This window comes from Streptomyces sp. NPDC002513 (assembly GCF_053595355.1).
Window position 1 is genome coordinate 70,662 of sequence record NZ_JBSFXK010000019.1, and the last position, 17,125, is coordinate 87,786.

General features: G+C 71.1%; 22 protein-coding genes and 1 riboswitch. Of the genes, 11 read left to right on the top strand and 11 right to left on the bottom strand.

Features of this window, described 5'->3' with window-relative positions:
- Positions 1-80 precede the first annotated feature (80 nt).
- On the bottom strand, positions 81-305 hold the full coding sequence (locus tag ACWD5Q_RS15615) for a DUF397 domain-containing protein (protein ID WP_451427522.1): 225 nt from the start codon (positions 303-305) through the stop codon (positions 81-83).
- Positions 306-314: 9 nt separating this feature from the next.
- A complete protein-coding gene (locus ACWD5Q_RS15620; protein WP_451427523.1) occupies positions 315-1,175 on the bottom strand; it encodes a helix-turn-helix domain-containing protein in 861 nt (286 codons plus the stop codon).
- A gap of 246 nt (positions 1,176-1,421) precedes the next feature.
- Here ACWD5Q_RS15620 and ACWD5Q_RS15625 point away from each other — a divergent pair, with 246 nt between their 5' ends.
- A complete protein-coding gene (locus tag ACWD5Q_RS15625) occupies positions 1,422-1,880 on the top strand; it encodes an ATP-binding protein (protein ID WP_451427524.1) in 459 nt (152 codons plus the stop codon).
- 178 nt (positions 1,881-2,058) lie between these two features.
- Here ACWD5Q_RS15625 and ACWD5Q_RS15630 read toward each other — a convergent pair whose 3' ends face one another.
- From ACWD5Q_RS15630 to ACWD5Q_RS15645, 4 genes are all read right to left on the bottom strand, one after another.
- The gene (locus tag ACWD5Q_RS15630) at positions 2,059-2,595 is read right to left on the bottom strand and encodes a DUF6328 family protein (protein WP_451427525.1); all 537 of its coding nucleotides are present in this window, start codon (positions 2,593-2,595) and stop codon (positions 2,059-2,061) included.
- A 126-nt stretch (positions 2,596-2,721) separates the two neighbouring features.
- On the bottom strand, positions 2,722-3,195 hold the full coding sequence (locus tag ACWD5Q_RS15635) for a C40 family peptidase (protein ID WP_451427526.1): 474 nt from the start codon (positions 3,193-3,195) through the stop codon (positions 2,722-2,724).
- 4 nt (positions 3,196-3,199) lie between these two features.
- Positions 3,200-3,384, bottom strand: a riboswitch (cyclic di-AMP (ydaO/yuaA leader).
- A gap of 419 nt (positions 3,385-3,803) precedes the next feature.
- Entirely contained in the window at positions 3,804-4,109 is a 306-nt protein-coding gene (locus tag ACWD5Q_RS15640) for a hypothetical protein (protein ID WP_451427527.1), read from the bottom strand.
- 7 nt (positions 4,110-4,116) lie between these two features.
- A complete protein-coding gene (locus ACWD5Q_RS15645) occupies positions 4,117-4,752 on the bottom strand; it encodes an ATP-dependent Clp protease proteolytic subunit (RefSeq protein ID WP_451427528.1) in 636 nt (211 codons plus the stop codon).
- A gap of 174 nt (positions 4,753-4,926) precedes the next feature.
- Between ACWD5Q_RS15645 and ACWD5Q_RS15650 the strand changes: the two genes are divergently transcribed.
- From ACWD5Q_RS15650 to ACWD5Q_RS15685, 8 genes are all read left to right on the top strand, one after another.
- A complete protein-coding gene (locus tag ACWD5Q_RS15650) occupies positions 4,927-5,202 on the top strand; it encodes a type II toxin-antitoxin system Phd/YefM family antitoxin (protein WP_451427529.1) in 276 nt (91 codons plus the stop codon).
- Positions 5,203-5,696: 494 nt separating this feature from the next.
- Positions 5,697-5,999: an urease subunit gamma gene (locus ACWD5Q_RS15655; RefSeq protein WP_279539606.1), complete on the top strand. Its 303-nt coding sequence runs from the start codon at positions 5,697-5,699 to the stop codon at positions 5,997-5,999.
- A 15-nt stretch (positions 6,000-6,014) separates the two neighbouring features.
- Positions 6,015-6,326: an urease subunit beta gene (locus ACWD5Q_RS15660; RefSeq protein WP_451427530.1), complete on the top strand. Its 312-nt coding sequence runs from the start codon at positions 6,015-6,017 to the stop codon at positions 6,324-6,326.
- Positions 6,319-8,040: an urease subunit alpha gene (locus ACWD5Q_RS15665; protein ID WP_451427531.1), complete on the top strand. Its 1,722-nt coding sequence runs from the start codon at positions 6,319-6,321 to the stop codon at positions 8,038-8,040. Before ACWD5Q_RS15660 ends, ACWD5Q_RS15665 begins: the two co-directional genes overlap by 8 nt.
- On the top strand, positions 8,040-8,714 hold the full coding sequence (locus tag ACWD5Q_RS15670) for an urease accessory protein UreF (RefSeq protein WP_451427532.1): 675 nt from the start codon (positions 8,040-8,042) through the stop codon (positions 8,712-8,714). Before ACWD5Q_RS15665 ends, ACWD5Q_RS15670 begins: the two co-directional genes overlap by 1 nt.
- A 100-nt stretch (positions 8,715-8,814) precedes the next feature.
- Positions 8,815-9,492 (top strand): urease accessory protein UreG, encoded by a 678-nt coding sequence (gene ureG, locus ACWD5Q_RS15675; protein ID WP_451427533.1) that lies wholly within the window; start codon positions 8,815-8,817, stop codon positions 9,490-9,492.
- Positions 9,480-10,244 carry an urease accessory protein UreD gene (locus tag ACWD5Q_RS15680; RefSeq protein ID WP_451427534.1) on the top strand — a complete coding sequence of 255 codons (765 nt, stop codon included), beginning with the start codon at positions 9,480-9,482 and terminating at the stop codon, positions 10,242-10,244. Before ureG ends, ACWD5Q_RS15680 begins: the two co-directional genes overlap by 13 nt.
- 136 nt (positions 10,245-10,380) lie before the next feature.
- Positions 10,381-11,979, top strand: coding sequence for an alpha/beta hydrolase (locus ACWD5Q_RS15685; RefSeq protein WP_451427535.1), 1,599 nt, complete (start codon positions 10,381-10,383; stop codon positions 11,977-11,979).
- 109 nt (positions 11,980-12,088) lie between these two features.
- On the opposite strand, the gene ACWD5Q_RS15690 is transcribed toward ACWD5Q_RS15685, so the two are convergent.
- Together ACWD5Q_RS15690 and ACWD5Q_RS15695 are read right to left on the bottom strand one after the other, a co-directional pair.
- Complete coding sequence (locus ACWD5Q_RS15690; protein WP_451427536.1) at positions 12,089-12,814, bottom strand: lysophospholipid acyltransferase family protein; 726 nt, start codon at positions 12,812-12,814, stop codon at positions 12,089-12,091.
- A gap of 213 nt (positions 12,815-13,027) precedes the next feature.
- On the bottom strand, positions 13,028-13,222 hold the full coding sequence (locus ACWD5Q_RS15695) for a hypothetical protein (RefSeq protein ID WP_451427537.1): 195 nt from the start codon (positions 13,220-13,222) through the stop codon (positions 13,028-13,030).
- A gap of 216 nt (positions 13,223-13,438) precedes the next feature.
- Between ACWD5Q_RS15695 and ACWD5Q_RS15700 the strand changes: the two genes are divergently transcribed.
- Both ACWD5Q_RS15700 and ACWD5Q_RS15705 read left to right on the top strand, forming a co-directional pair.
- On the top strand, positions 13,439-13,774 hold the full coding sequence (locus ACWD5Q_RS15700; protein WP_451427538.1) for a MarR family transcriptional regulator: 336 nt from the start codon (positions 13,439-13,441) through the stop codon (positions 13,772-13,774).
- Between the two features lie 100 nt (positions 13,775-13,874).
- Positions 13,875-14,351 carry a TIGR00725 family protein gene (locus tag ACWD5Q_RS15705; RefSeq protein WP_451427539.1) on the top strand — a complete coding sequence of 159 codons (477 nt, stop codon included), beginning with the start codon at positions 13,875-13,877 and terminating at the stop codon, positions 14,349-14,351.
- A gap of 87 nt (positions 14,352-14,438) precedes the next feature.
- Here the strand turns inward: ACWD5Q_RS15705 and rocD are convergent, their stop codons facing one another.
- From rocD to ACWD5Q_RS15720, 3 genes are all read right to left on the bottom strand, one after another.
- Positions 14,439-15,659: an ornithine--oxo-acid transaminase gene (gene rocD, locus ACWD5Q_RS15710; protein WP_451427540.1), complete on the bottom strand. Its 1,221-nt coding sequence runs from the start codon at positions 15,657-15,659 to the stop codon at positions 14,439-14,441.
- The gene (ddaH, locus tag ACWD5Q_RS15715) at positions 15,656-16,468 is read right to left on the bottom strand and encodes a dimethylargininase (RefSeq protein WP_451427541.1); all 813 of its coding nucleotides are present in this window, start codon (positions 16,466-16,468) and stop codon (positions 15,656-15,658) included. Before ddaH ends, rocD begins: the two co-directional genes overlap by 4 nt.
- Positions 16,469-16,593: 125 nt before the next feature.
- Complete coding sequence (locus ACWD5Q_RS15720) at positions 16,594-17,097, bottom strand: Lrp/AsnC family transcriptional regulator (protein WP_451427542.1); 504 nt, start codon at positions 17,095-17,097, stop codon at positions 16,594-16,596.
- Positions 17,098-17,125: the final 28 nt, after the last annotated feature.

A 17,125-nucleotide genomic window follows, 5' to 3' on the forward strand; every position in this document is an offset into this window, starting at 1 on the left:
GAGGGGAGTACTCCGTGGGAGACGTGCTGCCGAAATCGACTCGAAATTGGCCCAATAGAGCCCGATTCGGGCGGAAATGATCAGCTCAGCCCCGTCAGGAACTCCTTCCAGGCGTCGGGGGTGAAGAGCAGGGCCGGGCCGGTCACGTTCTTGGAGTCGCGCACGGCCACCCGTCCCCGCCAGGGGTCGGCGTGTGGACGGGCGGTCTCGACGCAGTTGTTCATTCCCGTGCTGCGGCTGCTGCGCCGCCACTGTGCGCCGTGGAGGGAAATGCTGACGGGGATGTGCCGAGGCGGTGCTGACATGGTGCCTCCTTACGCGTCGCCGGCCAACGCGGCGATGTAATCCAACGAGTCCTCGGGTGAAAGGGCGTGGATCCGAAGGGACTCGAAGGCCTCGGAGTAGGCCTGGAGGTCTTCTTTCCGCTCGAGGTAGAGGCTACTCGTCAAGTGGTCGAGAACGACCACATCCAGATCAGATCTGCTCGGAAATGAGAAGATAACGAAAGGTCCGGTGACGCCGATGTGCGCCCCGGCGGTGAACGGCAGCACCTGCAACCGCACATGGGGCAGCCGGGCCTCGTCCAGCAGCCGCTTGAGCTGCCGCGTCATGGTCGCCGGGCCACCGATCTCCCGGCGCAGCACGCCCTCGTCCAGGACGGCGCTCAGCCGCAGCGGCGGATTCGCGCGCAGCACCTCCTGACGGGCCAGCCGCACCTCCACCAGGGCGTCCAGCGCGGCGTCCCCCAGGGTGCCCACGGCGGCCTGGGTGACCGCCCGGGCGTACTCCGGGGTCTGGAGCAGCCCCGGCACCACCGAGGTCTCCAGCGTGAGCATCCCGCACGCCTGCGACTCCAGGCTGATGAAGTCGCGGTAGGCCGGCGGCAGCACCCCGCGGTAGGCGTGCCACCAGTTCTGCCGGCCGTCTCCGTCCTCCGAGCCCGCCAGCACCAGCAGCAGTTCCCGCAGTTCGGGATCCTCGACGCGGTACGTGTCCAGCAGCAGCCGTACGTCCCCCGGCTTGACCCCGCTGGATCCCGTCTCGATCCGGCTCACCTTCGACTGGTGCCAGCCGACCTGGGCGGCTGCCTGGCCGCTCGTGAGGCCGGCCCGGGCGCGCAGGCCGCGCAATTCGGCGCCGAGTTTGCGGCGGCGCACCGCTGGTCCGTACTGCATGGCCGACTCCCTCCGCACGGCGTGACGCTGGGTGAGGGTAAAGAGTGACCCCGGGGACCGCTTGAATACGGTCGGTCGTCGGAGAGTTCACCGCTTCGGGCGACAGATATATGCATATCTCGGGGGATGGCACCCGGGCGAGCCCTGGTGATGGCAGTCTGGCGCGCAGCACCAAGTCCGGGACCGTTCTCGAACCAGACCGCTCCGTGTCGGACTCCGGTCCCGTGGGAAAGGGACGACGTCGCCATGGCAGACCACCAGGAAGCATCCGTCACTCTGCCGAGCGATCCCGCCTCGGTCTCCGCCGCCCGAACATATGTCTCGGACGTCCTCGTCGAATGGGGCCTGCCGAGCGATGCCGAAGTCGCCGACACCGTCCGCCTGATCGTGTCCGAACTGACGACCAACGCCGTGCAGCACACCTACGGGCAGTCACCGACGTTCACGGTCGACATCGCGCTGGTGCGGGAGGAGCTACTGCGCATCGGCGTCACGGACAGCCATCCGCGCTTTCCCAAGCGGCTGCCCGCCGCCGTCCAGCAGGACAACGGCCGCGGCATGGTGATCGTCCGCTGGCTGACCGCCGAGTACGGTGGGACGCTCACCGTGCGGCCCACCCGGGAGGGCGGCAAGACCGTCGCGATCGAACTGCCGTGGACCGTCCCGGTGCGGTCGGTCTCGGCGGCGCGACAGCCGGAGTCCTGAATCGGCGGGAGGCCGGATGTCCGTCAAGGGCAGGGCATACGGCGCGGGGTGCCCGGCTCCAGCAGCCGTACCCCGAAGAGATGCTCAAGGCTCGTCCAGGATATTCCAGGTACCTGCTGAAGGCGCGCGGACGGCAGGCCGGTCCGCCGGCCGCGGACCGCGTGGCTCCTGGAGGCGGTCACCGGGGGCGCTCTGGCGGTTCTCGGTCTTCTGCTTCTCCCCGAGCCGCTCGTGACCTGACGACCGTGCGCAGCACCAGCATCGGCAGGACGCGCCACAGGCCCGCGCACACCAGGAGCGTCGCCGAGCCGGCGGCGATGCCCGCGGTGCGGCTGAGCGACACGTCGACCACCAGCAGCACCGAGCCGGTGAAGGCGAGGGCCAGCACCACCATCCCGGTCGCGGCGAGCCGGGAGGAGATCCGCACGATGACGGGCTTGGCGTTCTGGTGGAAGAGCGTCCGGTGCAGTGCGGCCGGCGCGGTGAACAGGGCGGCGGCCAGCATCGACAGCAGCAGGGTCGTGACGTACGTGACGCGCTGGGCCGTGTCGAGGGACGGGAAGCGCTGGGTGAACGCGAGGGTCAGCAGGAACGCGAAGAGGATCTGCACCCCGGTCTGGGTGACGCGCAGTTCCTGCAGCAGCTCGGCGAAGTTGCGGTCGGCGCGCTCCAGCGGCGTCTCGTCCCGTGCCTCGCGGGGTGATCGGTCGGCCATGGTGAACGAGTAACCGCTGCGACGCTCCTCATGCCCGCACGGGCTCGCGGGCCGTAGCCGCCCCCTACGGGGACGGGTGCGGCCGCGGGGTGACGGCGCGCCCGTGCCGTCACCCCGCCCCACGGGTCAGCTGACCCGGCCGTACCAGACGCTCTTGGTCCAGATCTTCTCGAGCCGCACGACGGACCCGGTCTTCGGGGAGTGCCAGATCTTTCCCTTCCCGGCGTAGATGCCGACGTGGTAGACGTTCCGGCCCGAGTGGAAGAACACCAGGTCGCCGGCCTTGCGCTGGGAGGCGGAGATGTGGTGCGTCTTGTTGTACTGCCCCGCGGCCGTGCGGGGCAGGGTCTTGCCCGCCTTCTGGTAGGCGTAGAGCGTGAGCCCGGAGCAGTCGAAGCGGCGCGGTCCGGCGGCCCCCCACTTGTAGGGAGCGCCCTTCTTGGACGCCGCGACCTGGAGTGCCTTCGTCGCCGGTGTCGCGGCTGCCGCGTCGGTGGCGATGCCGGGAACCGCGATGCTGCCGCCTACGGCGGCGATGGTGAGGGCCGAGGCGGCGCCGGCCCGGGTCAGCAGCGACGGGACACGATTGAGCGCAGTCATGCGCAACCCTTCGTCAGCCGCCTGTGAAGGATGACCTGTCGGATTCGGGCTGGCGAAGTAGCCCGGCCGCGTGCGCGGCTTCACCCCAAGGACCGCCCGGATCTCTCCGGCGGCCCACCTTGCTGGGTCCTCCACTCCTGCCGATCCACTTCTGTCGACCGGTCATCCGGGCGGCGGCAGGATTCGGCGTCCGCCCGGACCGCCCCGCCGCGGTGGCGGGGGCTTGTCGTCAGTCAGGGATCTTCACCCAGGGATGTCGGTAAATCACAATGGAATCGAGGATTTGTGGCATTACTCACCAGTCACCCGATTGGCTGGACACCCTTGTGTGTGCGGTCCGTTGAGGGGATCACGAGGCCCGGACCTGCGGCGGAGCAGGTGATGACGCCGTGGCGCCCGGCACTTGGCCCAGGTCGGCCCGTCTCCCGGACGGAGCAGGCTCTACGCCGCCCAGGGGTACACCATTTGGTCCGTTTCTGACCGGGTCCAGGAGGCGGGCCGACGGCGCGGGCGTTGCACGGGGACGACCGGGCCGTGGCCAACTCCACACGGACGACGCCCGGATCACCGCTCGTCAGTCCCGCCCCGCCGGTCGCCGGACGACCGGGTCACTCCGCTCCCGGCGGCACCGCGATCCGGGCCGTGCGGCGCTCGCCGTCGAGGACGCGCAGGGCCCGGGCCAGTGTGGGGCCGTGCAGTTCGTGCTCCCCGCGCTGGTGCATGACCGTCAGGGCGTCGCGCAGGGCCGCCGCCTTGCTCGCCAGGGCCTGGGCGGCGCGCAGTCCTCGGTAGGTGTCTCCGGAGTGCCCCGGGTTGATGCGTCCGAGCAGGTCGACGATGTCGAGGTAGCAGTCGATCAGCTCGGCCTCGGCCCGGGTCAGTGCGGGCAGCGGCGGCAGTTCGGGTGGCAGCATCGGCGGCTCACCTCGCGTCCGACGCGGCACGCGACGCCTTGCGGCTGGGGACGACGCGGTCGACCAGCCCGTACGCCACCGCGGCCGGTGCGTCGAGGATCGTGTCCCGCTCGATGTCGGCGGCGATCCGCTCCGGGCTCTGTCCCGTATGGCGTACGAGCATCTCCTCCAGCTGCCTGCGGACGCGCATCAACTCCTCGGCCTGGATCACCAGATCACTGGCCTGCCCCTGCACGGGTTCGGGCAGGGACGGCTGGTGGATCAGCACGCGCGCACCGGGCAGGGCGAGCCGCTTGCCCGCCGTGCCGCCGGCCAGCAGCACGGCGGCGGCGGACGCCGCCTGGCCGAGGCAGATCGTCTCCACGTCGCAGTTGACGTACCGCATCGTGTCGTAGACGGCGGCCATCGCGCTGAACGAGCCGCCGGGGGAGTTGATGTACAGCGAGATGTCGCGGTCCGGGTCCAGGTACTCGAGATACATGAACTGCGCCATCACGTCGTTTGCCGCTGTGTCGTCGATCGGTGTCCCCAGGAACACGATCCGCTCCTCCAGCAGCTTCGCGTAGGGATCGAGGGTCCGGTACCCATAACCGGTCCGCTCGGTGAACTCGGGCAGGACATGGCGCGCGGACGGTCGGTTCATGGCACAGGCCTCCTCGGAGTGGGTCCTATAAAAATGTACAGGACGTACGTTTCATGGGAAGCCTGGAACGCTGACAGCGAAGTCGGCACGCTGAGAGCGAAAACGGGGGCAGTCCCCGGTCCGAGCGGTCTTCGCCCCCTGGGCGGGTCAGGGCCTCGGTCTAAGCTGGACCACATGGCCTACGAGATTCCGGTGACGCAAGCCAGGGCTGAACTCGCCGATCTGATCAACCGCGTGGTGTACGGCGGCGAGCGTGTCGTCGTGACGCGGCACGGAAAGCCTCTCGCCGCCCTGGTCTCCGCCGCCGACCTGGAGCGGCTCGCCGCGCTGGACGCCGCGGAGGAGCAGGTGATCAGCTCGGTCTCCAGCGTCCGCGAGGTCCCCTCGGCCCCGCGCGAACGACGTCGCTTCGGGATCGCCGCGGAGCACCGGGGGCCAGGCGCGTCCTGACGGCCGGCCGGCGACCGGGCGGCCCCGCATCCCTGCCCATGTCCGCGCCCGTGTCCGCGAGTGTTCGCAGCCCGCGCCCAGGCGCACCTCGCGCCCGCGCTCCCGCGCACATGTTCTTACGTACATGCGTCCCCCAGTGCACCCGCGCCCCGCTCCCGCCTGCCCCCGCGACGCCCCCCCACGACCCCGGCCTTCGTGCGGTAACCCTGTGCCACATATGCCACATATGCCACATATGCCGTATGCGCTGTATACGGCGCGTCCCCCGGACACGTCCCCCGACTGGCGGCTGCCGCCGTTCCCTGGTGCGGTGGAGGCTGCGGGAGCGGCGGGGGCAGGTGCCGTGACGGGCCGGCGGGCCTCGGGGTCACCGTCCGGTTAACGCGGACGAAACGCGGTCCAACTAGCCTGCCCCTCCACGCCACCAGGCACTTTGCCCCGTGGCTGCGGCAACCGGACCCCGCACGGTCCGGAGCGAGGACGGTGAGTGGGACGTGCAACTGACCCCGCACGAGCAAGAGCGGCTCCTGATCCATGTGGCGGCCGACGTGGCCGAGAAGCGCCGGGCCCGGGGACTCAGGCTGAACCACCCGGAGGCGGTCGCCCTCATCACGTCGCACATCCTCGAAGGCGCCCGTGACGGCCGCACGGTCGCCGAACTCATGGCTTCCGGGCGCAAGCTGCTCACCCGGGACGACGTCATGGAGGGCATCCCGGAGATGATCCACGACGTCCAGGTCGAGGCCACCTTCCCGGACGGCACCAAGCTGGTCACCGTCCACGAGCCGATCGTCTGACGGGGAGAGGCCGCCATGATTCCCGGAGAGATCCTGTTCGCCCAGGAGCCCGTCGTCTGCAACGAGGGCCGTGAGGTCACCCGGCTGACCGTGCTCAACGCCGCCGACCGGCCCGTCCAGGTCGGCTCCCACTACCACTTCGCCGAGGCCAACCCGGGGCTGGACTTCGACCGTGCGGCGGCGCGCGGCAAGCGGCTGAACATCGCCGCCGGCACCGCCGTGCGCTTCGAGCCCGGCATTCCCGTCGAGGTGGAACTCGTCGCGCTCGCCGGCGCCCGTGTCGTGCCCGGGCTGCGCGGGGAGACCGGAGGTGCTCTCGATGCCTGAGATCTCGCGCGCCGCGTACGCCGACCTGTTCGGGCCGACCACCGGCGACCGTATCCGGCTCGCCGACACCGATCTGCTCGTCGAGATCGAGGAGGACCGTTCCGGCGGGCCGGGGCTCGCCGGCGACGAGGCCGTGTTCGGCGGCGGCAAGGTCGTCCGCGAGTCCATGGGCCAGTCGCGCGCCACACGTGCCGAGGGCACCCCCGACACCGTCATCACCGGCGTCGTCGTCATCGATCACTGGGGCGTCGTCAAGGCGGACGTCGGCATCCGCGACGGCCGGATCAGCGCCCTCGGCAAGGCCGGCAACCCGGACACGATGGACGGCGTCCACCCGGACCTGGTGATCGGCCCGGAGACGGAGATCATCGCGGGCAACGGCCGGATCATGACCGCCGGAGCCATCGACGCCCATGTCCACTTCATCTGCCCCCAGATCGCCGACGAGGCGCTCGCCGCGGGGATCACCACCCTGGTGGGCGGCGGCACCGGACCGGCCGAGGGCTCGAAGGCGACCACCGTCACCCCCGGACCCTGGCACCTGGCCAGGATGCTGGAGGCGATGGAGGGGTATCCGCTCAACATCGGGCTGCTCGGCAAGGGCAACACCGTCTCGCACGAGGCGATGCTCTCCCAGATCCGCGGCGGGGCCCTCGGCCTCAAGCTCCACGAGGACTGGGGTTCCACGCCCGCCGTTATCGACGCCGCGCTGACCGTCGCCGACCGTACCGGCATCCAGGTCGCGATCCACACGGACACCCTCAACGAAGCCGGGTTCGTGGGCGACACGCTCGCCGCCGTGGGGGGCCGCGGCATCCACGCGTACCACACCGAGGGCGCGGGCGGCGGGCATGCGCCGGACATCATCACCGTGGTGTCCGAGCCGCATGTGCTGCCCAGCTCCACCAACCCGACCCGGCCGTTCACCGTGAACACCGCCGAGGAACACCTCGACATGCTGATGGTGTGCCACCACCTGAACCCGGCGGTGCCCGAGGACCTCGCCTTCGCGGAGTCACGGATCCGTCCGTCCACGATCGGCGCGGAGGACATCCTGCACGATCTGGGCGCGATCTCCATCATCTCGTCCGACTCCCAGGCCATGGGGCGCGTCGGCGAGGTCATCCTGCGGACCTGGCAGACCGCCCATGTGATGAAGCGGCGCCGCGGCGCTCTGCCGGGCGACGACCGAGCCGACAACCACCGTGTGCGTCGCTATGTCGCCAAGTACACGATCAACCCGGCGCTGGCCCAGGGCCTCGCCCGCGAGATCGGCTCCGTCGAGACCGGCAAGCTCGCCGACCTGGTGCTGTGGGAGCCCGCGTTCTTCGGCGTCAAACCGCACCTCGTGATCAAGGGCGGCCAGATCGCGTACGCGCAGATGGGCGACGCCAACGCCTCCATCCCGACCCCGCAGCCGATCCTGCCGCGCCCGATGTACGGGGCGATCGGGCGGGCTCCGGCCTCGAACTCGGTCAACTTTGTCGCACCCCTGGCGATCGAGGACGGGCTGCCGGAGCGGCTCTCGCTCGGGAAGAAGTTCGTGGCCATCGAGTCGACGCGCGGTGTCACCAAGGCGGACATGCGCGAGAACGACGCCCGGCCCCGGGTGCGGGTCGACCCCGACAGCTTCGCCGTGTACATCGACGGGGAACCGGTCGAGGCCGTACCGGCCACCGAACTTCCCATGGCCCAGCGGTACTTCCTCTTCTGATGTCCAGGGCAGCGCTTCTCGTCCTGGCCGACGGCCGTTTCCCCGCCGGAGGGCACGCGCACTCCGGCGGCGCCGAGGCGGCCGTCCGCGCCGGACGGATCACCGGGGCCGCGAGCCTGGCGGACTTCTGCCGGGGGCGGCTGCACACCGCCGGGCTGGTGTCGGCGTCCCTCGCCGCGGCGGCCGCGCTCGGTGTGGACCCGGCCACGCTGGACGCCGCCGCCGATGCCCGTACGCCGTCGGCAGCGCTCCGGGGCGCGGCGCGCAGGTTGGGACGGCAGCTCACGCGGGCGGCGCGGGCCACCTGGCCCTCCGGGGAACTGGACGCCCTGGCAGCCGAGTTCCCCAAGGGGGCGCACCAGCCGGTGGTGCTGGGACTCACGGCCCGGGCCGCGGGGCTGGGGGCGCAGGATGCCGCGTACTGCGCCGTGTACGAGAGCGTGAGCGGGCCCGCGACCGCGGTCGTACGGCTGTTGAGCCTGGACCCCTTCGACGCGTCGGCCGTTCTCGCGCGGCTGGCGCCCGAGCTGGACATGGTGGCCGACCGCGCGCACCAAGCGGCCCGGCGGGTGCTCGACGACGGGGTCGAGGCACTGCCCGCGGCGTCGGCGCCCCTGTTGGAGATCGGCGCGGAGGCGCATGCCGCCTGGCCTGTCCGCCTGTTCGCGTCGTAGTCGAATTCGTAGTCGTAGGGGAGGGGCCGTCCCCTGCTTGCCCGTCCCCGAAGGCTCCGCCCCGGACCCCCAGCCCCAGCGATGAGACAGGAGCCGTTCCATGCACCTCGACCACACCCATGACGGGCCCGCCGCCGTAGGCGCCGACGCCCGCCGGCCCGACGGTTCCCGGCGTGCCCTGCGGATCGGGCTCGGCGGCCCCGTCGGATCCGGCAAGACCGCCACCGTCGCCGCGCTCTGCCGGGCCCTGCGGGACGAGATGTCCCTCGCCGTCGTGACCAATGACATCTACACCCGTGAGGACGCCGAGTTCCTGCTGCGGGAGGCCGTGCTGCCGCCCGAGCGGATCACCGCCGTGGAGACGGGGGCCTGTCCGCACACCGCCATCCGGGACGACATCTCCGCCAACCTCGAAGCCGTGGAGGACCTGGAGGACGAGGCCGGACCGCTCGACCTGATCCTCGTCGAGTCAGGCGGGGACAACCTCACCGCCACGTTCTCCAGGGGGCTCGTCGACGCGCAGATCTTCGTCATCGACGTCGCGGGCGGGGACGACATTCCGCGCAAGGGCGGCCCCGGTGTCACCACCGCGGACCTGCTCGTCGTCAACAAGACCGATCTCGCGCCGTACGTCGGGTCCGATCTCGCCCGGATGGCGGCCGACGCGAAGGCGCAGCGGGCCGGACTGCCCGTCGTGTTCCAGTCCCTGCGGACGGCGTCCGGCGTCGGCGACGTGGCCGGCTGGGTGCGGGCACGGCTCGCCGCGTGGACGGCGTGACGACGGGGGTACGGGCCACCGCGCGGATCGTGGCCCGGGACGACGGCCGGGGCGGCACATCCCTGCCGGTGCTGGCGGGCGAGGGGCCGCTCGCGCTGCGCCGGACACGCGCGAGCGGCAAAGAGGCGCGGGCCATGCTCGTGGGCGCGATGAGCGGACCGCTCGGCGGAGACCACTTCACGGTCGAGGCGGCCGTGGGCAGCGGCGCCCTGCTCCAGGTGGGCTCGGCCGCCGCCACCCTCGCCCTGCCCGGACAGGCCAAGGGCGAGGCCCGCTACGACATCCGGCTCGATGTGGCCGCCGACGGCGAACTGCGCTGGCTGCCCGAGCAGTTGATCTCGGTGCGGGGCAGCGAGCTGACTGTCTCCACGCGGATCGACCTCGCGCCGGGCGCCCGCCTCGTGTACCGCGAGGAGCAGGTCCTCGGCCGCTTCGGAGAGGAACCCGGACGGCTCACCAGTCGTGTGACCGTACGGATCGCCGGGCGCCCGCTGCTCGACCAGGAGGTGGCCTGCGGACCGGGCGCCCCCGGCGGATGGGACGGGCCCGCCGTCCTGGCGGGACACCGGGCGCTCGGCCAACTCGTCGTCGTACGACCGGAGTTCCAGAGGCGACCGGTCGCGCCGCAGGCGCTGGGGGAGGGGGCCGCGCTCACCCCGCTCGCCGGGCCCGGTGCGCTCGTCACCGCTCTCGCGCCGGACGCGCTGCGGCTGCGCCGGACACTGACCGAGGCGCTGGGCCTGCTGGGCTGACCGAGGCCGCCCGCTGCGCGGAACGCGGTGTACCGGTTATCGGATTGGTAAAGAAGCCAAGTCCCCTCTGTTCTCAGGGATCGCACAGCGGCAAGGATCCCCGTACCTATCGCAACCTTGTACGGGGAGGTCCCACTTGAGGGGAATCAGACCGACGAGACGAGTGACCGCGCTCGCCTCCGCGGGGGCGCTCGTCACGGCGACTTTGATAGCCGGTGCCGTGGCGGCACCGTCGGCCACCGCCGACTCGCGCCACGGTCAGGACCGCGAGGCCCGTGGTGCGGCGATCGCCGCCCAGCGTGCGGCCAAGGCCGGCATCGACTGGAAGGACTGCCCGGCCGGCTGGGGGCTCGAGAAGCCCATCCAGTGCGGCTGGGTCACCGTCCCGGTCGACTACGCCTATCCGGACGGCAAGCAGATCAAGCTGGCCGTCGACCGCATCGGGAACACCGGCACCCGGCAGGAGCGCCAGGGCGCCCTGGTCTACAACCCCGGCGGCCCCGGCGGCTCCGGGCTGCGCTTCCCGCGCCGGGTCACCACCCAGAACCCGATCTGGGCGAACGTCGCGAAGGCCTACGACTTCGTCGGTTTCGACCCGCGCGGTGTCGGCCACTCGGCGCCCATCTCCTGCGAGGACCCGCAGGAGTTCGTGAAGGCACCCAAGGCGGACCCGGTCCCCGACACGGAGGCCGACAAGACCGCCCAGCGCAAGCTCGCCCGTGAGTACGCCGAGGGGTGCCTCGACCGCACCGGCCGCACGATGCTGGAGCAGATGACCACCCCCAACACCGCGCGCGACCTGGATGTCATCCGGGCCGGCCTGGGGGAGAAGAAGCTCAACTACCTGGGCGTCTCGTACGGCACCTACCTCGGCGCCGTCTACGGCACGCTCTTCCCGGGCCACCTCCGCCGCATGATCGTCGACAGCGTGGTCAACCCCTCGCGGGAGAAGATCTGGTACCAGGCCAACCTGGACCAGGACGTCGCCTTCGAGGGCCGGTGGAAGGACTGGGAGGACTGGGTCGCGGCGAACGACGCCGCCTTCCACCTGGGCACCACCCGTGACGCGGTGCAGGCGAAGTGGCTCCGACTGCGCGCCACGGCGAAGAAGAACCCGATCGGTGGCGTCGTCGGTCCGGCCGAGCTGATCTCCTTCTTCCAGAGCGCCCCGTACTACGACTCCTCCTGGGTGCCGGTCGCCACCGTGTTCAGCAAGTACGTGGCCGGTGACACCCAGGCACTCGTCGACGCGGCCGCGCCGGACCTGTCGGACACGGCGGGCAACATCGCCTCCGAGAACGGCAACGCCGTCTACACGGCCGTCGAGTGCGCCGACGCCAAGTGGCCCACGAGCTGGCAGAAGTGGGACCGGGACAACACCCGGCTCAACAAGGGCTACCCGTTCATGACATGGGCCAACGCATGGATGAACCTGCCGTGCGCCACATGGCCGGTCAAGCAGCAGACCCCGCTGAACGTGAAGACCGGCAAGGGCCTGCCGACCGTCCTGATCGTGCAGTCCACGCGTGACGCCGCCACGCCGTTCGACGGCGCGGTCGAACTGCACAAGCGCTTCACGGGCTCCCGCCTGATCATCGAGAAGGACGCGGGCTCCCACGGTGTGACCGGTCTGGTCAACCCGTGCATCAACAGCCGGGTGGACACCTACCTGCTCACCGGCAAGACGGACGGCGCGGACGTGACGTGCACGCCGCACGCCACGCCGAAGCCTTAAGGCGCGGGCGCCGACGCAGGGCGCGGTCCCGCGCACGCGTCGTGACGCACACGTGAAGGGGGCGGCCGGACACCGGCCGCCCCCTGGTCGTGCCCGGGCTCGTCCGGGCTCACCCCAGTGGCATCCGCGGAAACCTGGACGCCCGCTCGCCCGCCTTCGCGGCCTCCTCGGCCTTGACGTCCGCCGCGTACCGGTCGACGTACTCCTGCCCGGAGAGGGACAGGATGGCGTACATGATCTCGTCGGTGACGGCGCGCAGCACGGCCTTCTCGTTCTCCAGGCCGGTGTAGCGGGAGAAGTCCAGGGGCGTGCCGAAGCGGATCGTCACGGGGTGGACGTGGGGGATGGTCCGGCCGGGCGGCTGGGCTTCGAACGTGCCGATCATCGCGCAGGGGATCACGGGGCACTGGGCCTTGAGGGCCATGACGGCGACACCGACCTTGCCCTTGTACAGGCGGCCGTCGTGGGAGCGGGTGCCCTCCGGGTAGATGCCCAGCAGATCGTTCCCGCCCAGGACGCGGAGGCCCTCGCGGACCGCGGCCTGCCCGGCCTCCCTGCCGGAGCGGTCCACCGGGATCTGGCCGATGCTGCGGAAGAACGCCGCGGTGAGACGGCCCTTGACGCCGGGCCCGGTGAAGTACTCGGCCTTCGCGAGGAAGGTGATGCGGCGTCTGAGGATCGCGGGCATCAGGAAGTGGTCGGAGAACGAGAGATGGTTGCCGGCGATGATGGCCGGCCCCGTCGCCGGCACATGGTCGAGGCCCTCGATGCGCGGCCGGAAGACCAGTCTGAGCAGGGGGCCGAGAAGGACGTATTTGAGCACGTAGTAGAACAAGGGCCTTGCTCCTCACTCCGGCGGATCGGCTCGCCCGCCGTGTTCCAGCAGCTCAACCGGCATGTGATGGGGTGCCAGTGTAGGGTCGGGCGCGATCGGCCGGAACCGGTCGGACCCGACTCGCAACCGACCCCCGGGCCGGGGCCGGGCCGGAGTGAGGGGAAGACACCGCGAAGCGCACGGGTGGCAGGGCCGCTTCCGTGCGGTCACCGATTACAGATAGTAGTCATCTTCCTGCTGGGGGCGTCCGGACGACGACTCGTCGTCCCGGCGACGGCCTTGCTGCTGCTCCTCCAGCCGGTGCTGGCGCTCCTGGCGCGCCTGCTCCTGGATGCCCAGGGTCTCCTCGGTCATGTCCCGGAGGTGGCCCGAGTCGTCCTCGAACGGGTGGCGTTCCCGGTCGGTCATGGCCGCTCACTCCTCGACGAGGTGAGACAGGGGGCGCGACTCCGCCCCCGATCAGCGTGGCATGGCGCGTACGGCCCCGCATTTCGGCAGGTGGAAGCGGTCTCCACGACAGATCAGGACCAAGAGCGGGAAGCTGGGGCACCCGGGTGTCCCGGCAGACCCGAAGTCCCTTTCGTCATTTTGTATTCATGTACCTGGCCCTCTACCCTCGGCAATATGGGTGGAGTGCCTGAGCCGCACATAGGGTGGACGTTCCTCACCAACCACGCACGCGTCCTGGCCGCGATCGCCGACGACCGAACCACCCGGATCCGCGACATCGCGGCCCGCTGCCGGCTGACCGAACGCGCCGTCCAGAAGATCATCGCGGACCTGGAACAGGCCGGCTACCTCACCCACAGCCGCGAGGGGCGCTCCAACACCTACCGCATCCAGCCCGGCACCCTCCTCAGGCACCCGGCGGAGGCGAACCTGAGCGTCGCTGACCTGCTCTCGCTGCTCGCCCGGCACGACGTCCGGCACACCGGCCGGCACGCGCATCAGCACCTGTGACGGCACCGGCACCGGTATCGGCACCCGGGGTGTGCAGCTCCCCCACGCACCGGGTACTCGCGGCGGACGGCAGGGGCGTGCGGCCGTCAGGAGGCATGGCATGGCGGTGCAGGTGGCGGTGTGTGGGCCGGCGCGGTGCGGGGAGCGCGAGGGGAACCTCGCCCATGAACTGGGACGACTGCTGGCGGAGCGGCAAGCCGTGGTGATCTGCGGCGGGCACGGCGGGGTGATGGCCGCCGTCGCGGCGGGCGCCCGCTCGCGCGACGGCCTGGTCGTCGGAGTCCTGCCGGGGCCCGACCGGGGCGGGGCCGGGCCGGATCTGAGCGTCGCGATCGCCACCGGCCTCGGGCAGGCACGCAACAGCGTGATCGTCCACAGCGGGGACGCCGTCATCGTGGTCGGCGGCTCCTGGGGCACACTCTCGGAGCTGGCCCTGGCCATGCGCCGGGGCGGTGTGCCCGTGGTCCAACTCGGCGACGGCTGGCGCCTCGTCGACGCCCACGGCCGCCAGGTGCCGGGCGTGCGGTACGCGCGGACACCCGCCGAGGCGCTCGACCTCACGGGACTGTGGGCCTGACCGGCGCGCCGACGCCCTCGGACCCGGCGGCGGACGGCGGCACCCGGGACCCGTGGTGCTCGGGCTCCCGGGTGCCGCCGTCGCCGGTCAGGCCGTCAGGACCCGCTCCAGGGACCCCAGCGCCGATTCCAGCTCCTCGGCCGTGATCGTCAGCGGCGGGGCGAGCCGGATCGTCGAGCCGTGGGTGTCCTTGGCCAGGACCCCTTCCCGCATGAGGCGCTCGCTGATCTCCCGGCCGGTGCCGATGGCGGGGTCGACATCGACGCCCGCCCACAGCCCGCGCGAGCGGAAGCCCACGACACCCTTGCCGAGCATCGCGGTGAGGCCGTCCCGCAGCACCACGCCCAACTCGGCCGCCCGGCGCTGGAACTCGCCCGTCTCCAGGATCCCCACGACCGCCGAGCCGATCGCCGCGGCCAGCGGGTTGCCGCCGAACGTCGAGCCGTGCTCGCCCGGCCGCAGGACACCGAGGACCTCACGGCGCGCGACCACCGCGGACACCGGCACGATGCCCCCGCCGAGCGCCTTGCCGAGCAGCACCGCGTCCGGCACGACGTCCTCGTGGTCCACGGCCAGGGTGCTGCCCGTGCGGCCGAGGCCCGACTGGATCTCGTCGGCGATGAACAGGCAGCCGGCGCGACGGGTGAGCTCGCGGACCCCGGTGAGATAGCCGTCGTCGGGGATGATCACACCCGCCTCGCCCTGGATGGGCTCGATCAGCACGGCCGCCGTCGTCTCGTCGACGGCCGCCTCCAGCGCGGCCAGGTCGTTGTACGGGACGATCCGGAAGCCCGGGGTGAACGGGCCGAAGCCCGACCGTGCCGTCTCGTCGGTGGAGAAGCTGACGATCGTCGTCGTACGGCCGTGGAAGTTGCCGGCCGCCACCACGATCGTCGCCTGGTCGGCGGGCACGCCCTTGACCTCGTACGCCCACTTGCGGGCCACCTTGACGGCGCTCTCCACCGCCTCGGCGCCCGTGTTCATCGGCAGAACCATGTCCAGGCCGGTCAGCGCGGCCAGGGACTCCGCGAACTCGGCGAGCTGATCGTTGTGGAACGCGCGGGAGGTGAGGGTCAGACGGTCGAGCTGGCGGTGTGCCGCCTCGATCAGCACCGGGTTGCGGTGCCCGAAGTTGAGGGCCGAGTAGCCGGCGAGCATGTCGAGGTAGCGGCGGCCTTCGACGTCCTCCACCCAGGTGCCCTCGGCGCGCGCCACCACCACGGGCAGCGGGTGGTAGTTGTGCGCGAGAACCGGCTGCTCGGCGCTGATCAGCTCGTCGGACGAACGCGTACGGGCGGGTGCGGTCATGAACGGATCTCCTGAGTGCAGCACTTGATGCCGCCGCCGGCCTTGTGGAACTCGGAGAGGTCGACGGGGACGGGGTCGTAGCCGTGGTCGGCGAGCCGGGCGGCGAGTGCCTCGGCCCGGGGTGCGATGAAGACATGGCGCCCGTCGGAGACGGAATTGAGCCCGAAGGCCATCGCGTCCGCGCCGGTCGCGAGCACCGCGTCCGGGTACAGCCGGGCGAGCACCTCCCGGCTGCCGGGCGAGAACGCCTCCGGGTAGTAGACGATGTTCTCGTCGTCGAGGACGAACAGCGCCGTGTCCAGGTGGTAGAAGTACGGGTCCACCAGGGTCAGGCTGATGACCGGGTGACCGAAGAACTCCTGTACCTCGCGGTGCGCCTCCCGCGTCGTACGGAATCCGGTGCCGGCCAGGAGGTAGCGTCCCGTCCAGACCAGGTCGCCCTCGCCCTCGCAGACGGACGCGGAGCGGTGCACGTCATAGCCGGCCGTCTTGAACCACGTCTCGTAGTGGTCGGCCTCGGGGCGCCGCTCGGGGGCGTGGAAGTGGGAGCCGAAGACCCGGCCGTCGACGACGACCGCCGAGTTCGCGGCGAACACCATGTCCGGCAGGCCGGGGACCGGCTCCACGGAGTCGACGGCATGGCCGTGGTCGCGGTAGGCGCGGATCAGCGCCTGCCACTGCTCCCGGGCCAGGTCGACGTCGACCTCCGTGTCGGGATGCATCCACGGGTTGATCGCATACTGCACGGCGAAGTGTCTGGGTTCGCAGACGAGGAAGCGCCGCCGCTGCGGCACACGGGTGTCGGTCACAGAGGGGGTCCTCCGCTTCCTGGGGGTGTCCAGTGAGGGTTGACACAAAGGTAGAAAGCAGCGAAGACGGGCGACAAGAAACGATGGCTGCGTGTTCGCGCAGCAACGCTGCGTCTTCGGCTGGGTCAGCGCACGTCTGCTGCGTCGTCGGGCGCCGCATGATTGGCGCCCGCCTCCGGACTTTCCGGCAGGAGGTGGGACAGCACCATCACACTGATCGTCTTCCGGATGAAAGGCTCCGCGCGGATGCGCTCCAGCACCTCCTCGAAGTGCTCGACATCGCGCGCCCGCACATGCAGCAGCGCGTCCGCCCCACCGGTCACCGTCATCGCCGCGGTGATCTCCGGATGGTTGCGCACGACCTCCGTCAGGCGCCGGGGCGGCGCCGCGCCCTCGCAGTACACCTCCACATACGCCTCCGTGCGCCAGCCCAGCGCCGACGGCTTCACCGTGGCCGTGAACCCGGTGATCACCCCCGACTCGCGCAGCCGGTCCACCCGGCGCTTGACCGCCGTCGACGACAGGCCGATGGCCGCGCCGATCTCGGCGAAACTGGTCCTGGCGTTCGTCATCAGAGCGGTGATGATCTTCCGGTCGAGTTCGTCGAACGGCGCTGGCCTGGTGCTCATGCGGGCACTGTATCCAGCGGGAACGTCA

Bases quoted from the DNA above. Each gene is read 5' to 3' on its own strand.
- ACWD5Q_RS15645 (WP_451427528.1), bottom strand. From the start codon at position 4,752: ATGAACCGACCGTCCGCGCGCCATGTCCTGCCCGAGTTCACCGAGCGG.
- rocD (WP_451427540.1), bottom strand. From the start codon at position 15,659: ATGACCGCACCCGCCCGTACGCGTTCGTCCGACGAGCTGATCAGCGCC.
- ACWD5Q_RS15665 (WP_451427531.1), top strand. From the start codon at position 6,319: ATGCCTGAGATCTCGCGCGCCGCGTACGCCGACCTGTTCGGGCCGACC.
- ACWD5Q_RS15695 (WP_451427537.1), bottom strand. From the start codon at position 13,222: ATGACCGACCGGGAACGCCACCCGTTCGAGGACGACTCGGGCCACCTC.
- ACWD5Q_RS15700 (WP_451427538.1), top strand. From the start codon at position 13,439: ATGGGTGGAGTGCCTGAGCCGCACATAGGGTGGACGTTCCTCACCAAC.
- ACWD5Q_RS15630 (WP_451427525.1), bottom strand. From the start codon at position 2,595: ATGGCCGACCGATCACCCCGCGAGGCACGGGACGAGACGCCGCTGGAG.
- ACWD5Q_RS15620 (WP_451427523.1), bottom strand. From the start codon at position 1,175: ATGCAGTACGGACCAGCGGTGCGCCGCCGCAAACTCGGCGCCGAATTG.
- ACWD5Q_RS15615 (WP_451427522.1), bottom strand. From the start codon at position 305: ATGTCAGCACCGCCTCGGCACATCCCCGTCAGCATTTCCCTCCACGGC.
- ACWD5Q_RS15650 (WP_451427529.1), top strand. From the start codon at position 4,927: ATGGCCTACGAGATTCCGGTGACGCAAGCCAGGGCTGAACTCGCCGAT.
- ACWD5Q_RS15670 (WP_451427532.1), top strand. From the start codon at position 8,040: ATGTCCAGGGCAGCGCTTCTCGTCCTGGCCGACGGCCGTTTCCCCGCC.
- ACWD5Q_RS15705 (WP_451427539.1), top strand. From the start codon at position 13,875: ATGGCGGTGCAGGTGGCGGTGTGTGGGCCGGCGCGGTGCGGGGAGCGC.
- ACWD5Q_RS15660 (WP_451427530.1), top strand. From the start codon at position 6,015: ATGATTCCCGGAGAGATCCTGTTCGCCCAGGAGCCCGTCGTCTGCAAC.
- ACWD5Q_RS15720 (WP_451427542.1), bottom strand. From the start codon at position 17,097: ATGAGCACCAGGCCAGCGCCGTTCGACGAACTCGACCGGAAGATCATC.
- ACWD5Q_RS15635 (WP_451427526.1), bottom strand. From the start codon at position 3,195: ATGACTGCGCTCAATCGTGTCCCGTCGCTGCTGACCCGGGCCGGCGCC.
- ACWD5Q_RS15625 (WP_451427524.1), top strand. From the start codon at position 1,422: ATGGCAGACCACCAGGAAGCATCCGTCACTCTGCCGAGCGATCCCGCC.
- ACWD5Q_RS15640 (WP_451427527.1), bottom strand. From the start codon at position 4,109: ATGCTGCCACCCGAACTGCCGCCGCTGCCCGCACTGACCCGGGCCGAG.
- ureG (WP_451427533.1), top strand. From the start codon at position 8,815: ATGCACCTCGACCACACCCATGACGGGCCCGCCGCCGTAGGCGCCGAC.